10 protein-coding genes are annotated in these 15606 nt (G+C 43.8%); all 10 read right to left on the reverse strand.

Annotated elements, in window-relative coordinates; genetic code table 11:
- Positions 1-146: 146 nt before the first annotated feature.
- Complete coding sequence (locus tag JMY08_RS11875) at positions 147-287, reverse strand: DUF2256 domain-containing protein (protein ID WP_201593512.1); 141 nt, start codon at positions 285-287, stop codon at positions 147-149.
- Between the two features lie 51 nt (positions 288-338).
- Positions 339-509, reverse strand: a complete 171-nt coding sequence (locus tag JMY08_RS11880) for a DUF2256 domain-containing protein (RefSeq protein ID WP_010196547.1) — start codon at positions 507-509, stop codon at positions 339-341.
- Positions 510-788: 279 nt separating this feature from the next.
- Entirely contained in the window at positions 789-6989 is a 6201-nt protein-coding gene (locus tag JMY08_RS11885; protein ID WP_265089751.1) for a DNA repair ATPase, read from the reverse strand.
- 388 nt (positions 6990-7377) lie between these two features.
- Entirely contained in the window at positions 7378-9387 is a 2010-nt protein-coding gene (locus JMY08_RS11890) for a flotillin family protein (protein ID WP_201593513.1), read from the reverse strand.
- Positions 9388-9847: 460 nt separating this feature from the next.
- Positions 9848-10498 carry a hypothetical protein gene (locus JMY08_RS11895; RefSeq protein ID WP_201593514.1) on the reverse strand — a complete coding sequence of 217 codons (651 nt, stop codon included), beginning with the start codon at positions 10496-10498 and terminating at the stop codon, positions 9848-9850.
- A gap of 199 nt (positions 10499-10697) precedes the next feature.
- On the reverse strand, positions 10698-11699 hold the full coding sequence (locus JMY08_RS11900) for a PD40 domain-containing protein (RefSeq protein ID WP_201593515.1): 1002 nt from the start codon (positions 11697-11699) through the stop codon (positions 10698-10700).
- Between the two features lie 250 nt (positions 11700-11949).
- A complete protein-coding gene (locus JMY08_RS11905; protein ID WP_201593516.1) occupies positions 11950-12438 on the reverse strand; it encodes an META domain-containing protein in 489 nt (162 codons plus the stop codon).
- 613 nt (positions 12439-13051) lie between these two features.
- A complete protein-coding gene (locus JMY08_RS14145) occupies positions 13052-13183 on the reverse strand; it encodes a hypothetical protein (RefSeq protein WP_264623034.1) in 132 nt (43 codons plus the stop codon).
- A 173-nt stretch (positions 13184-13356) separates the two neighbouring features.
- Positions 13357-14460: a lipase secretion chaperone gene (locus JMY08_RS11910; protein ID WP_201593517.1), complete on the reverse strand. Its 1104-nt coding sequence runs from the start codon at positions 14458-14460 to the stop codon at positions 13357-13359.
- A gap of 29 nt (positions 14461-14489) precedes the next feature.
- A complete protein-coding gene (locus JMY08_RS11915) occupies positions 14490-15566 on the reverse strand; it encodes an esterase/lipase family protein (RefSeq protein WP_010196527.1) in 1077 nt (358 codons plus the stop codon).
- Positions 15567-15606 lie beyond the last annotated feature (40 nt).

Below are 15606 nucleotides of genomic sequence, written 5' to 3' on the forward strand. Positions count from 1 at the left end.
ATATCCACAAAGCAAAAAAGTAAGATAGCTAACATCTCGTTATTTATCGGCTTAGTGATCATTCCTTGGGTGCAAGTTCTACGAATAATAATGAGCTTAAAATGAAAGATCTATTTTATGCACCTTTAGAAGATTAACTCTTCCACTCATTTACCCTTACCCCGCCGACACCGCTCAGAACAATAAATCACCTTCTCCCAATCTTTCTCCCACTTCTTACGCCACGTAAACGGGCGCTGGCAGACGGGGCAGGTTTTTTGCGGTAAGTTTACCTTTTTATGTGCCATCATCTGCCCCTTTGTGCCGTATATCTAATATCTATGGTTAATTGTTACTGCCTATTTATCTTCTTTTTGATGATCCAGCCCTTCATACTTTTTAACGCGTCGGCATTGGTCTGAGCAATAGACCATGCTCTCCCAGTTTTTATCCAACTTTTTAGTCCAGCTAAACTCGCGCTCGCAGACAGGGCAAAGTTTTTTGCGGACGTTCTTCTTTTTGTGCGCCATAATTTTCTCATTGGTTTGATATAGTCGATTCACTACCATCGGATACGGTGTCAGTCTTGCTTAACCTACTGTTTGTAGCACTCTTACTCGCCGTCATTGTATCCAAAGTAGCTGTTGCCGACTATATTACCATTGTCTTTTGATCATAAGCCCTATTTATAGTGCCATTCATAAGTGCTATTCATAAGTGCAAGTCATCAGCATTGCTCATAAGCGTTAATAATCAATCATTAGTTGTTAATCGTCAGCTATTAATCGGTAGTGACTAATCGTCAGCTACTAATCATAATCATCAAAGATTTTATTAAGTCTGTTGAGACTATTGACGATTAACTTACCAGATTGATTGGTGCTGGTATCAATCGCCAGCTTCTCATCCATCCGCATCGTCAATGGCTCTAATGCTTGCTTGAGGGCAGTTGCCATCAATGCGGTCTGCTGATGAATATTAGGGATATCGCTATCGGCTGTTTGATTATCATTATTGCTAACCAAGCTATCCGCCATTTTTTGCGCCAGTTGTTCAACGGCATTGACCAGCTGCACCATGAGCTGTTTTTGTGCATATTGGTTTTGCTTGAGATACTCGCCTTCCGCCTTTCCAGCATTGTGATCATGCTTATATATTTGCACCAACTGACTCATGCTTTTCTCAAAGCCATTATCAATACTGTCGCTGACGACTTTGGCATTATTGATCACGCTATCGGCAAGGATTTTCTGTGCTTCTAATTGGGCGTTTAGCTGGGCATCGAGTTGCGCTTGCTGTCCTGCTTCTCGTAAGCGAGCGATTTGCTCTGGGTTGTTTTTCGTTAAGTATGTCTCAAACTGGCTACTGATGGCATTGAAGCCACTGGCCAAATCGACCAACTGGGCAACGATACGCGCGCCCGTATCGCCATCTTCACCGCCCATGGCTTTGTTACGTAGGAAGTCGGCTTTGATTTGCGCCCAACGCTCTGTTTCTGCTTCGGTCAAGACACCACGCATCTCACCAAGCTTGAGCAAGTTGCTCTCTGCGCCTTGGGTCAATAGCTGCGACTCGCCTAAATAATGGTCATCTATCAGCTGGTTCAGCTCGCTTTCATTCATGACAGCCGATAGCTTTTCAGTCATCTTATTCATATTACGATAACTGCCCTGTAGCTTAAATATCGGCTCAACACGATACTTATCATCTTGCGAGGCGGAGGCAATATAGGCTTGGTTAACGTCCAGAATGACTTCTTGCACCCTAAACATATGGCGCAAAATGGCGATAATCTCGTTAACTTCTGAGGTGCTATACGGATACGTCAGATCGCTGCTTTGTGCTTGGGCTAGATTTGCATTGTCCGTTTTTGCCATTTTAATCAAACGATGGACATCGCTTAAGTCACGGTTGGCCATTGGTGCGAGGACGGTATTAGAGGTCAGCGAGTTTTCGATATAACTGAGTGCAAACACCTCTTCCATGCCGCTCATGATATCGCCTAAATTGTAGATATCGGCACGGTTGGCGAGCATGTCTGGCACTTTGAAAGCTTCACCACTCTCAGTATATGGGTTACCTGCCATGACCACGCAGAACTTTTTGCCACGCATGTCATAGGTCTTGGTCTTACCTTGCCAGACACCATCGATACGGCGTGTGCCATCACCCAATGAGATAAACTTCTGCAAAAATTCTGCATGGGTATGCTGAATATCATCGAGATAAAGCATGACGTTATTGCCCATCTCAAAGGCTAAGTTGATTTTATTCAACTCTTCTCTTGCTGTGGCATTGGGGGCTTTTTCGGGGTCTAATGAGGTTACGTCATGACCAAGTGACGGACAGTTAATCTTCATAAAGATAAGGCCAAGACGATTTGCTACATATTCCATTAAGGTAGTTTTACCATACCCTGGTGGCGATATCATCATGAGGATACCCATCAAATCGGTACGCTTATCCTCGCCGACCGTACCCATCTGTTTGGCAAGATTGTCACCGATGAGTGGCAGATAGCTTTCGTTAATCAGACGGTTACGCACAAACGAAGACAGTGGACGCGGCATAAACTCGTCCAGACGCAACGTCTCTTTTGAATCATGCAATATCTCTGAGCGCATGGCCAGATAACGTCTATAGGCAGGGATAACTTGGGTATCATGATGATGCAGACGATTTAAGAAATCATCGACGGCAAAGGTTAACGTCTGCTGATGAATACGTATATGCTCACCTAGCAAATTATTGACTTGTATCTCAAGCGATACCTTACCCGTGCTACGTTCAAAACTTTGCACTTGATTAAGCGGATTATTAATACTGGTCAATGATGTAGTCGATGACGTAGCCGACGAGGTGATTGAGGAAAATGACAAGGCCGATGGTGTGCCACTTGCGCCTGTACTGTTTAAACCTTGATTGCCCAATCCTTTAGCACTTAGCCCTTTATTAAAAGCCCCTTTATTAAAAGTAGCGCCTGAATCAATCAATCGTTGCACCAAGGCTTCACGCTGGGCATCATTTAACTGGGTAAGCAAGACGGCAATGGCTTCAGGCACATAATGACGGCCACTCTCTAATTGCTGCTTGCGTAGCGCGTTTTGTGTTTCAATCTCAGCAAGCTGCTCTTCACTGAGTGTCTCGCCTGCCTCATCCGTGCCATCAGCCGACTCAGTACCACCATAAGTCTTATCAAGTAGTGCATGAAACCATGTGGCTAGTAGCTCATAGGCTGATTTGGGTTGGAATCCAAGCTTACTGATAGAAGACTGTAGTTGGTCAAAACTGGCGGTATTTTGCGTGCTACCTGCAGCACTATTCAACGTTTGACTTAACTGCTCACACAACTGCTGTGCTTGTTGGCTGGTTTGCCATTTTATTGTGTTATGTGCGCCTGCACTTGATTCTGCCGACTGACCCATGACGCTCACGAGATATTCACAGGCAAGCTGAACATAACTTGGTTTAAAAATATTGGCGTTATGAACATCACTGGTATTTGAATCTGACTCTGACTCTGATTTAGACGTTGACTGCTTGCTAGCGCCATTATTAATGCCAGTACCGTTATCAGCGCTAAGACTGTCGTCATTATGAGCCATAACAAAATGACGCATCACTTGGCTCATATCTTCGACTAGTAAAGACTTAGCCGTATCACTGCCCAATGCACGGCGCAATTGCTCAGCGGTAGCGGCTCTATCCGTCCAGTTATTTGCACGTGTCAGCACTGATTCATTTAACCATTTGTCATAACCAAATTGACGCAGACTGTCTAAACCAAGCGCCTGTACGATATTCAGCTGCCAATAAAACAACTGTGCCAAGGCACGTACTTGCGGGGTATAAATCAGAAGCCCTGCCTCACGCAATGTCGGTAGTATTTGCATCAATAACAGCGTGGCATCATGGTCATGAATGCCTTTGTCATAGCCAAGCTGATAACGAGGGGTGGCGTAAGCTTTGACCAGTTTGGACAACGGGCTGTCATTATCAATATCACCATTAACATCTAGGGTAATGATAGTCGCATCGTATGCTTGATATAGTCGCGTTTCGGTCAGTCCATCTTGGCTGTTCTTAGCACTTTCAATAATGCTATAGGCCAAGTACTCGGCACGGTACACCTTGTCTGACTCGGAGGCGATATTCATATCCCAATACGGGCGCAAGGCATTTAGTTCAGCATTATTAAGCACTTCATAATAATCTGTACCCGTTAAATGCAAATTCAGCACACGCTTGCCGTCTGACTGCTGACGGCTCAATAAAGTCAAATCTAATGGCTGAGTATTAACCGAAAAACGATGCTTACCCAGTTTGATGATTTGACCACCATCTTCAAACAAGTCCGACTTGTCTTTTAGACTCTTATAGCTCTCGATTTGAATGGCTTTTAGACGCGCATCGATGTCATCTGCTTTGACGCTAAAGCCCATCGCTTGCAGCTCTTTTGCGATGTTGCGCACCTTTTGCACCAGACCATCAGCCGCAAAATACGTATTCAGCGCTTCCTCTTCTGTAAAGCCTGTGACACCTGTGCTTTGCGTGCGTTTTTTAATACTCTCAAGCATCCGCAGCGCGCCATCACCTAAGTTTTGCGCTTTGCGATTGCGAGCATCGAGCAATTGCTGCTTATGGTTTTCAAAGGTTTCGTAAATCTCTTCACGTTTACTGATAATATCGGCTAAAAACTGATCGCCACTATTAGTCTCTGGATCAGCGAATTGGCTTTCCAACTCTTCTAACTGTACCAATAGCTTTGCCATTTGCTCATCTGATTTCTCAGGGGTATTGGCAATTGATAACGCATTGGCAATAGATTGACCAAACAGCTTAAACTGCGCACCAAATTGCGCGACGGCCTCGGCAGAGCCTAGATTTTTGCGTTTATGATTGAGCTTGGCTTTGCTCTGGTTCAGGCTGGCATAAATGGTCGATATGTCATCGATGATTTGCGTACGCACGGTGGCATCGGCCACATCTAATGTGCCTAACAATTCGGTCAATAAATCTAACCCTTGCGCTGTTTCATCGATTTTTTCTAGAACGGGTTTTAGTTCAGCATTGGTTTCAGCGGTATTCAAGCGCTCGCTGACATCGACCAATATGCCTTCGTAGCTTGATAGCGCTTCTTCGCCGCTTAAAAATAACACGGTCTTTTCAGCCAGCTCGCTTTCGGCTTCTTCTAACTGTGTCTGTAATGCTTGTAGCTTATCAGCATCTAGATAACGCAAATCTTCCAAGCTGACCAAACGGCCTTTTTGGCGTCTTAACGCTGACAACTGATCGACATAATCACTGGCAGACTCAAAGCTAGTGACGCGTATCTGCCGCAAAATCTCACTTTGCTGCGTATCAGCATCGGCTAGCGCAGTTTGGGTTTGTTTCTGGATACTTTGTACTTTGGCGAACTCATCAATGACCAGCTCAGCCGTTGCCGTCACTTCCTTAATACTACTGGCGACTTCGCTCAGCTCAGGTTCAGACAACCAGTAATAGCTGTCAAAGAGTCGGCTGGTATTATTGGTAAGCTCTTCATAGAGCTTCTGTGACACGCTTTGATTATCAATCAGGCGAGTAATGCTATATAGGTCTGAGATACCGCGTACCAGCTCTTTATTGCCGATTTTGCCATAAAAGCTCGTGCTCTCGGGCAACTCACTGACATACTCATGTGAGGCATAAGGCGTGTGCCATATTTGCATTGGGTGAATACGAGATGGCTCACTTTGGTCACTAAACAGCACCAAACGGCCATTCTCAGCCAAAGCCATACCGTTGCAATAGATAGGGTTTGCCAATTGCTTTTTAATCAGGTTATAAGGGAACAGCCCCGTGACGCCCAAGTCTCGGTCGTAAAATAAGAATAAAACATCTTCCCCATTTGGCGATACAATTTTACGCTTAAACCGTAAGTCAGTAGCACCAACATTATTGGCCTCAAACAGCTTATACTCACCTGTCTGTAGATAATAACCACCCGGAAACATGATGCCGTGGTCTTCTGGTAGCTGAACACACGACTGTCCAATCGCATCCAATCGCAGCACCGCTTCGGTCAAGGTGTTATAAACAAAATAACGGTAGTCCTCTTCACGATAGGGCAATATCTTAAGCAGTATTAGACTGCCCACTTTGGCATAAGCAATCTCAGCATCCGTCAGCGACTGGGTGCGGTCATTAACCGGTTCGCTATAAATACCTTGCCCTGACTGCGTATTGTCCTCAATCTTGATGGTCAAATCGCCACCAACCGTTTCCACAAATATCGTGTCTAAGATATTCATATGGGGATATTTGCCATTCACCATTTGATCGCGTGTGGTCTCAATCCAGTCAAAATCATAAGCAGGCGGCAGTTCAATGTCACGCTCGCCTCGATTATCCACATAAGCGACTTGCGCCGACTCTGGTGTGCCTTGGCTAAAATCTAGCGCAAAACGAAACACTCGAATATCGGTGATGCGCTCGCCAATCTGAAACGCTAACAGCAATTTGCTGTCTTTCACCGTTATTTGAATCAGGCGCGTTTGCTTGTAGTATCGATATAGCTCATTGAAGTCTTGGACAAAGGCGTCTTGAGCCAAAAACGTCCCTTTTAGGTCAACCTCTTCGAGCTGATACTCCTCTTCATTACCAGCTGGCTCGTTCAGACGATATAACGACAATACGTCTTTAATATTGCTCGCGCGTTTGAGCCCCATAAAAACGTTGTAGCCAAACAGCAAATAATCGCCGACCTGCACCATGTCCTGTGCCACACAGTTGTACTCGGTACGAATACGAGTACGGGCGATGACTTGCATTTGGGTGCTGCCGAACTCTTCAAGACGCGCATTATTTAGCGTCTGCGTTTGCGTCTCTAAACGACCGCCTTGTTCCGTCAGACGTTTTTTGATGAGCTCATAAGCATTGCCTGAAGCAACTGCCTGATCGGTTTGGTTGGCTTGATTAGCGTTATCGTTGCTGTCTGAATTTGTTGAGTTTTGCGTGTCCGCCATCATTACTCGTCCGTTTCTGTTTTTACATAATATAGTCAATCCTTTATAAAAGAGCTACAGCGTTAACCTCGCTTGAAGTATCACAGTTACATCTGCACTCGGTTGCCTTGTATCTCTTTTAAACTGAATCCACTATAAGAGAATTTTGGGCAATAAAGAATCATTGAAAGTAAAGAAGCACTTGGCTAATCTAAAAAAGCGAATCATCACTGCTGATTTTTTAGATTAGCCAACTCATCATGATTCGTCGTTCTGAATCACCCTGAGTTAGCCAAAAAAATCTGCCGCCTACACGACAGATAATTTACTGATATTAATGTTGATTACTAATGCTAGATATATAAATATCAGTCAATTCGACCTAACTCTGTCAATTCGACCTGATATAGAATTAAACCGTTTTATCATCATTTTTCTGGTTTGATTTCATGGCTTGACTGGCCATCACACCATTGATGATACCGCTCAATGTGTCTGACTTACCCGCTAGGCCATCGATGGCTTTACCGATAGACAGTGACTTAGCAAAGTTGTCAAAGAAATGCGCTTCGCCGCCAACAATATCGATTTTGGCTTTCTGTAACGCCACTGCCAATACTTCAGCATTTTCTTTCGCAATCTCTTTACCAGCGTCAATAGAAGCAAGCGCTTCTTGCAAGGCTGTCTCAAGACTCATACGGAACTCTTCATGCTCACGTGCTTCCTTGCTCATGCTACCCATAGCATTGAATTTCTCGACCAAACCATCTGCTTCGGCTTGGAAATGCGCGCGAGTAACTTCGGCTTTTACCAATCCAACTTCGCGTTCTGCTTTGGCATTTGACTCACCGCGAGCCGCGATGACCTGAGCATCTGCCATACCAATATCACGCTCAGCTTTAGCGGTAGATTCGCCACGAGCGGCAATAATCTCAGCATCTGCCATGCCTTTTTCACGATTTGATTGCGCTTCAGCTTGTCCAGTCGCTTTGATAACATTGGCTTTCGCAATACCTTCTTTTTCCAAAGAAGCGGCTTTGACTTCTTGGATAGCCGCTTCAGCAAAGCCATGCGCCGACTCTTCTGCCTTGATACCTTCGGCCATTTTAATTTTGGCTTCTGAATCTTTGGCGGATGCTTCAAGATTCGCAGCGGCAAGCGTGGTGATTTCGACGGCTTTGTGCTTGGCAGACAGCTCTTCTGCTTCGGCTTTTTTTACCTGACGTACTTTGATTTCTTCCGCATCGGCTTCTGCTGCTAAGACGCGTGTCTGCTTAGAACGCTCGGCTTCGCTAATTTCGCGGACTTCTTTGATACGCTCTTCTTCTTGCGCGACCGTTTTATCTACCGCGATACGCTCACGAATGACGTTAGCGATTTCTTTTTTCTCAAGCTCAATCGCACGTTCGGCCTCGATACGTTGCAAGTCCACTTCACGCTCACGAGAGACAATTTCTAGATCACGAGCACGTGTCACTTTTTCTTCTTCGATGACGACTGCACGCAAACGATTTTGACCTGCTACTTCGATTTCACGCTGCTGATTCTCACGCTGAATGGCCAAATCTTGCTCAACCGAGATAACGGCTGTTTCAGACTTTTTACGCTCTTCTTCTTCAATCTTGCGAGTTTCAGCGGTTTCGCGGGCAATCACTGACGAGATTTCACGTTGCTGTTTGGCTTCGGCATCGGCTTGCTGACGCTCAAGCTCTAGCATCGCCTCTCTGGTTTCGACATTCTTTTTCTTAACCGCCAGTTCTTCGTCACGCTCAAGCTCGTTGGTGATGACGTTCTGAAAGGCCGTTAATTGAGTAATCTTTTTGATACCTTCAGCATCTAAGATATTACTTGAATCTAACGACGCTTTTGGCGTTTGCTCTAAATAATCAATCGCCACATCTTCTAAGACATAGCCGTTCAGATCGTTACCAATTTCTTGAACGATACTGTCACGAAACTCGCTGCGGTTTTCAAACAGTTTGACGAAATCAATCTGCTTACCAACTGTTTTTAAGGCTTCTGAGAACTTAGCATTAAACAGCTCGTTGACAGCGACTTTATCTGACGCACGCTCTACCCCAACCGATTTGGCGACTTTTAACACATCCTCTTCGGTTTCATTGACACGTAGATAAAATGCCACGGTGATATCAGCACGCATGTTGTCTGCGCAAATCAAACCTTCTTTACCGCGTCTGTCCACTTCTAACGTGATAAGCGAGATTCTCATCAACTCTTTTTTGTTGATGACTGGCCAAACAAAACCACCATCAAAACGTACGGCAATTTTACTCACACCGTTGATAATGAGTGCTTTGCCCTGCTCGACCTTAAAGTAAAAGGCCTTGAGCATCAGTAGTGCGACCATCATAAAAACAAACGCCAGCACTACAACCACGCCGACGATAATGAGTGTGTCCATATCCATTCCTTTAATTAAAACATTCCATAATCAATTCCATATAAATCAGATACGCTATCAGGCCTGTTAAATGTACTGTTTATAGCACCCTTTATAGCACGTGTGCTTTATAGCCCTGTCACGCACCATTCTTATATCTGCATTATTCTGAACCGACTATAACCAAATTTAAAACCGTTTAAATCATTGCTAAAAATATTATTCATAAACCAGAGATGCTTCTAAAACCTTTGACTAAATCACTGTTCATTCTGTGAGCTTATTCTGTGCTAAAAGCGATAATGATGTGCTGAAAATAACGATGGCGAATCATCGTGACTAAATTACTTACTAGTGGCTAAATTATTTATATAGTCGATTCAATTTAAAAGTATTACAAGGCAACCGAGTGTAGATGTATATCAAATACTTCAAGCGAGGTTAACGCAGTAACACTTTTATAGTGGAGTGACTATAGTGGTTACTTCTCTTTTACAGGGGCGACGCGATAGGTATTGGCTGCCTCTAAATACTCCACCAACATCACTCGATCGCCTTGTTTCAGCGAGCCATCATTAATGTCTGAGCGAATTTTGAGTATCAATCCTGCACCGCCATCATTCAATTCCACTTCGCCGTGTTTGTCCGTGACACTAAGGGTACGCACAACCGCGATTTTGCCGATATTGCTAGCGGCATTGCGTCTAGGTATTTTGGCTATTTTGTTGCGGATGGGAGAGATGATGATACCTGTCAGCCACATGGAGATGACCAATACAAAGATTAGCGCTCCGGTGCCGAATAGATAATATAAGATGCCTGAATCAAAATTTTGATGTAAAAAACTGGTATAGAAGTAACTTAATAACCAACCAATTAAACTGATTAAGCTAAAAATAACGATAAGCGGCACGCCATACAGACCGAATTTGAGCAGCAGACCCGACACAAATCCTGATGAGGTCAAATTGCTACCCTCACCACTTGCATCGCCAATATCTACTGTATCCATATCTGCCATACCAAGTAGAGAAACCATCCAATACAAGGTCACAAACATCACCAATCCTGTAAAGACTATCGTCGGGTACAAGCTGATTTTGGTGATGAATATCAAAAACGACTCTTGCATTACGTACTTTCTCCTTTTGCTCACCCAATCCAGTATCTCTATATAAAGCATGTTTATATATAGTATTTTGATACACAGAATCTTGATGAGCCATTTATAAAATTTATGTGATGTTCATGAAAACTTAAGCCATAGAATCAACTTATGTTTCTTTATTAATTATATAGACATCTCACCCTATAATACATAGATTTCGCCATTAGCGTCCCCAAATCGGTGAACGCACCATCCCGCCAGCGTCACTATTAATACTGTAGCTTGTGTTGCCAGATAACGAGCGGATGACGAGGCTGCCTATATTTCTAGTGCCTTGGCTGCTCACTTGCGAGCTGCGCATTGGATAAACCGCATACTGTCCAGATGGTGATAACCGTGCAGGCTCATCAAGTCCTGTTTCTGCGAGATCGATGGTTTGACGGGTAGCCAATGTCATAACCGCAGCATTGCGACCGTTGAGATACGCTAACTGCTGACCGTCTGCACTGAGTTGAGGACTTGCGACATAGCCACTAGTCGGCATAGGCATCGCATTACCAGTGGCAAAGTCATAGCGATAGATGCTTGGGCGTCCAGCACGGACTTTATCACTGGTATAGACAAAGCTTTTGCCGTCAGACGCATAGCTTGGCTGTACCTCAGTACTTGATAGTGTAGTCAACTGTTTGGTATTGCCATCGTTCAGACGCATCTCGTAAATATCTGCGTTGCCACCGACGGTTGAGCTATAGAGGAGTTTTTGACCATCAGGTGAGAACGACGCTGACATGTTACTGCCTTCAGCATTAACGATTAGACTTTGGGTTTTACTTTTTCGGTCATAGATATAAATTTTTGGGTTTTGACGTGGTGCTTGTTTACTATAAGCAAGCCATTGACCATCCGCAGACCATGCAGGCGCATAGATATAACCCTTCAACTGATCAATCAATTGACGATCGCTACCATCAGGACGGATGCTATACAGTGTCGATATTTTTGCGGCACCTGTGCCCTGCTCATCCACGTAGGCTATGCGCCCTTGACGGTCAATCACAGGCATTCGAGCCGTCAACGGATTGGTCTCAACTGTACTAATAGGCTTATTGACTGATGTGCTGTTCAATGTCTGACAGCCTGTGAGGAGTACAAACAGCGTAATGGCAATGGGCGTTTTTATCGTCAGTCTATTTATAACGGGTTTTGACATAGATGTTTTTAGCATAGAGGTTCTTAGCATAGAGTAATGTCCAATAAAGCCTAATGATAAACATGTCGAGAGTTTTAGAGAGTGAGCACCACTAGTGATGAGCCTAGAGTCAAAACTATCCCTCTAAAAAAATCAAATATATTACAGAAACATTACTCTAGTGTATCCTAAACCGGACTAAATTTTGGATAAAAAAATGCCCCACTGATTAGTGAGGCATTATTAAATTCAGCCGAAATATCTGATTTCTTACTCAATCATCAAATTATTTAGAAATAGCTTTGAAATACGCAACTTGATCGTCATTGCGGATAGTCAAGATAGGCACATTGTTCGTATTGTTATTGATGCTATATTTACCTTGTACGGTTGCCATGGTTGCCGTATCAAAACTTGCTTGTGGCTCAGGACACGCCATCATAGTACTGATGCCGTTTTTGATCTCTACATTGCCATTGACAACGCTATATCCAGCACTCATGTTGTTGCAGGTGTTCATAAATGCCACGTAATCTCTACCGTTGTCATTCATGAAATTCAAAGTTAAAGGTTCTGCCGGATTAAAAAATAGCTGAGTTACCTTATCACCATTGCTGCGTTTGGCATCAACAAGCTGCCAGTTATGAGCTTGTAATATATCTGCAGTGATTGGCTGACTGACAGGCGCAGGTAGATTGGCGGTAGTCTGGCAACCAGCGGCAAGCGTACCAACGGCCAAGGTAGCCACCATCATTACTTTAGTCATGCTTTTCATATAAGTTCCTCGTCTTATTGAACCTAAAATTTTCACTACCTATAAATCTTGCACTGGATACACCCTTTACAGACCTAGTGAAAATTTTGGTTTTATTATGATTCGTTTATTGTCTTATTCATTGTTTTAAACAATGGCGATATTTTGTATGACTCACAATGAGCTGTCATTATGAATTGAGTGGTTACTTGAAGGAGGTTTTGTTGCAATGCGAAGTCGACCGGATGTTTGCTATTGACCTTATTCACTAACGATGCTAACACCTTACTGATGTCTTGTCTAAAGCAGCTAGGGCGTGTCCTCAATTAGTACATTGATATATTTAGTGTTCTTAAAATGATGATACACCTTATAGTCAAGGAATTTTGGAATCGCTACAAGGCGACCGACCGCAGATAGTACACTGAGTACATTTAGGACGGGTAACACCGTAGCGGTTTAAAAGTGCTCTGACTATGGTGTTAGGTGAGCGCTGACATAAAAACACCCCACTGAATAGTGAGGTTTTTTTATGTCGTATAACTATAATGTGGCACTGCATATGACTGCTAGTGCCGCTTACTGATACCTTAAATAATCAATCTGGGTTTCAGTAAAATTATTAGCCACCACTTTAGATAACGTCTGTACCAGTTATATTTGGCTGATCAGTAGCAGGTGCCGTCATACTTGACATAGATTGGCAACCTACCAATACTGTCACCATTAAAATACCTGTCATCAATGCTTTGGTCATGTTTTTCATATAAGCTCCTAGAATAGTTTTAAAACACTTTTGGTTCAAATGAAGTACAAATATCATTGTACTAAAGCTATAGATAGTGGGCTGTCCTTCTCCCAATGACCATAACTTATTTGCACTTTTAGCATACTTGTCTCTTACATCACTGTAAGTTAATTAATGTTAATGAAATACGCTTATTGAGTCTTCGTCTCTTGTAGAGCCGCATAGCCTGACAAGCGTTTACGCTCAGCATCGTCAAATAGCTGCTGCTCAAGTTGGTTTACCTGAATTTGCGCTTGAGCTTGATCTGCACTTTGGCTTAACAAGCGCTGTTTTTGTGTTTGATATTGAGTAAAGCGCTGGTCAAAACTGGCATCCTCTTGGTCTACTTGCGCCAGTCTCTTTGCTGCTGGCGCACCTACTAGCTCTCGGCGCATATTATATAGTGCTTCAGGCGTCGCGCCACGAGCTTTCATCTGTTCAGTACGAGCCATAAGCTCACCAAGATTGGCTTGCTGCACGATATTAGCTTTGGTGACACTATCTGGCAAGCGGCTGATATAGTCTTGTCTGGCGGCTTCTTTTTGTGCCTCAGAGGTTTGTTTGTTTTGGTTGATTCTGACCATCTCTACACTATAGTCATCATAGTCATCCTCTGTACCAAAAAACGCACTAATGGTGTCCTTTGCAAAATATTGCTGACGTAGCTTGGTCACATCTTGTTGTTGCTGCGCCACAGCGTTTAAATCCAGTTCACCACTTTTTGTCGCTTGTAGTTGTAGATTGCCATAACGCTTTTCTATCTCTGGGAGTGCTTTGAGATACGCAACATACTTGCCAAATATAGCGACCGCTTGACTGGCCGCAGGCTCTGGGGTGTGATGACGAATGTAACTCTCAACACGCGCAAATATAACGGCTTCGTCCTCCTCTCCTAGTGCGGATAAAAAATAATCAAATAAACGCCGTAATCCTTGAGTGACGACCAACTGTTTGTTTTCATCAATGATGATTTCGCCATCAATTTGAGTACCCTTTAAGGAACGCGGCAAACGCTCCAATCCTGTGACAAATAAAGACTGATTTTGGGTCGCAGTCGTTGGTAGCATTTGACCCGCCGCCAGCGCAGTTGATAGAGTACCCTCAGCCTCCTCGCCCAGAGCATTGGATGCTGGTTGCGCTAGAGCCATACTCGTATGATCAGGTTTGAACCACATAATAACCGCCGCCGTCACGACTATGGTGACCACGGCAATTATAACGATTGATAAATAGGCTGGACGGCGATTATTCGACATAAATGAGAGTTCTTATCTTATAAGTCAGCTTAAAGGTTGGCATTTTTAAGACGATTAACCTGAGTACGATAAATAGATTTTGGCTCAGACTCTCCCCATGCTGTCAAACTTAGCACTTGATCGGCTGAATCTAAGTGATTCATTCTATAATTATCACGAATCACATAACCAAGACGACTTGAGCAGGCAGATACCAAACCATCATTAGACTCGCCTGCAAACGGTACACCCGTTACTGCCAATATATAATCACTAGGATCAAGTACGCTCGTTATTTGTCCAACACCACTAAATGAATAGTATTTGATGCCATTGGCAGCAGTGCTAGTCGGCTGACCACAATAACTGGTTGGCATGGCAGCAGGGAATTTAGCGTTAAATTGAGCAGCACCATCGGTCGATAGCGCCATCAATGTTTGCCAGCCATCTTGTTCTTGAATCTCTGAGAAGCTGATACCAGAGCCGATATCTGTAAAGCCACCAATCAAATTAAACAGCCCTGATACTAACTCTGTGGTGATGTTTGATGGGCTTCCAGTATTGTTATTTGGCTCAAGCGTGTTTTTGACAAAATCTGCCGTTTTTGACCCTTGCTCTGGGCTTGATACTGCTGTCACTGACGCCACATATTTTGGCGCAACACCAGCGACATAACGGATGTCTATACCGCCTTGACTGTGCCCAAATAGATTGACTTTAGATTTGCCTGAAATGGCAGTGATGGTCTTGACTTGTTGTAGCAGCTGCTCTCCACGAATCTCACTGTTATTGACGGCTGATGTTTTGGTGGTATATACCTCTGAGCCACCTTTCATCAACTCTCCAGGTATTCCATTAAAGTAATCAACGAGCCCAAACATCGTAGTGAAGCCACCAAGTCCATGAGCCATGACGACCGGATACTGAGTTTTAGTGTAACTCGAGGTGAAGTATTTACTATCAACCAGCTTGCAACCGTTGGCATTAGCACAGTTATAATACTGTCCAGCTGCTTGAGCAGATGTGGTTTGCAAGGTCATCAGGAGGATGCCGGCAGCGATAGCACCGAGTGAAGGTAAAAATGCGCTGGGCGTAACAGCTGCAGCAAAAGAGGTCTTTAGAGTCATAACAACATCCTTGTCATCAATAATTTTGGTTATCTTTACC

The organism is Psychrobacter sp. Pi2-51 (assembly GCF_904846665.1).
GTDB classification, from domain to species: Bacteria; Pseudomonadota; Gammaproteobacteria; order Pseudomonadales; family Moraxellaceae; genus Psychrobacter; species Psychrobacter glaciei.

Coding starts and splice junctions, on each gene's coding strand:
- JMY08_RS11875 (WP_201593512.1), bottom strand. CDS start 287: ATGGCACATAAAAAGGTAAACTTACCGCAAAAAACCTGCCCCGTCTGC.
- JMY08_RS11880 (WP_010196547.1), bottom strand. CDS start 509: ATGGCGCACAAAAAGAAGAACGTCCGCAAAAAACTTTGCCCTGTCTGC.
- JMY08_RS11885 (WP_265089751.1), bottom strand. CDS start 6,989: ATGATGGCGGACACGCAAAACTCAACAAATTCAGACAGCAACGATAAC.
- JMY08_RS11890 (WP_201593513.1), bottom strand. CDS start 9,387: ATGGACACACTCATTATCGTCGGCGTGGTTGTAGTGCTGGCGTTTGTT.
- JMY08_RS11895 (WP_201593514.1), bottom strand. CDS start 10,498: ATGCAAGAGTCGTTTTTGATATTCATCACCAAAATCAGCTTGTACCCG.
- JMY08_RS11900 (WP_201593515.1), bottom strand. CDS start 11,699: ATGCTAAAAACATCTATGTCAAAACCCGTTATAAATAGACTGACGATA.
- JMY08_RS11905 (WP_201593516.1), bottom strand. CDS start 12,438: ATGAAAAGCATGACTAAAGTAATGATGGTGGCTACCTTGGCCGTTGGT.
- JMY08_RS14145 (WP_264623034.1), bottom strand. CDS start 13,183: ATGAAAAACATGACCAAAGCATTGATGACAGGTATTTTAATGGTGACA.
- JMY08_RS11910 (WP_201593517.1), bottom strand. CDS start 14,460: ATGTCGAATAATCGCCGTCCAGCCTATTTATCAATCGTTATAATTGCC.
- JMY08_RS11915 (WP_010196527.1), bottom strand. CDS start 15,566: ATGACTCTAAAGACCTCTTTTGCTGCAGCTGTTACGCCCAGCGCATTT.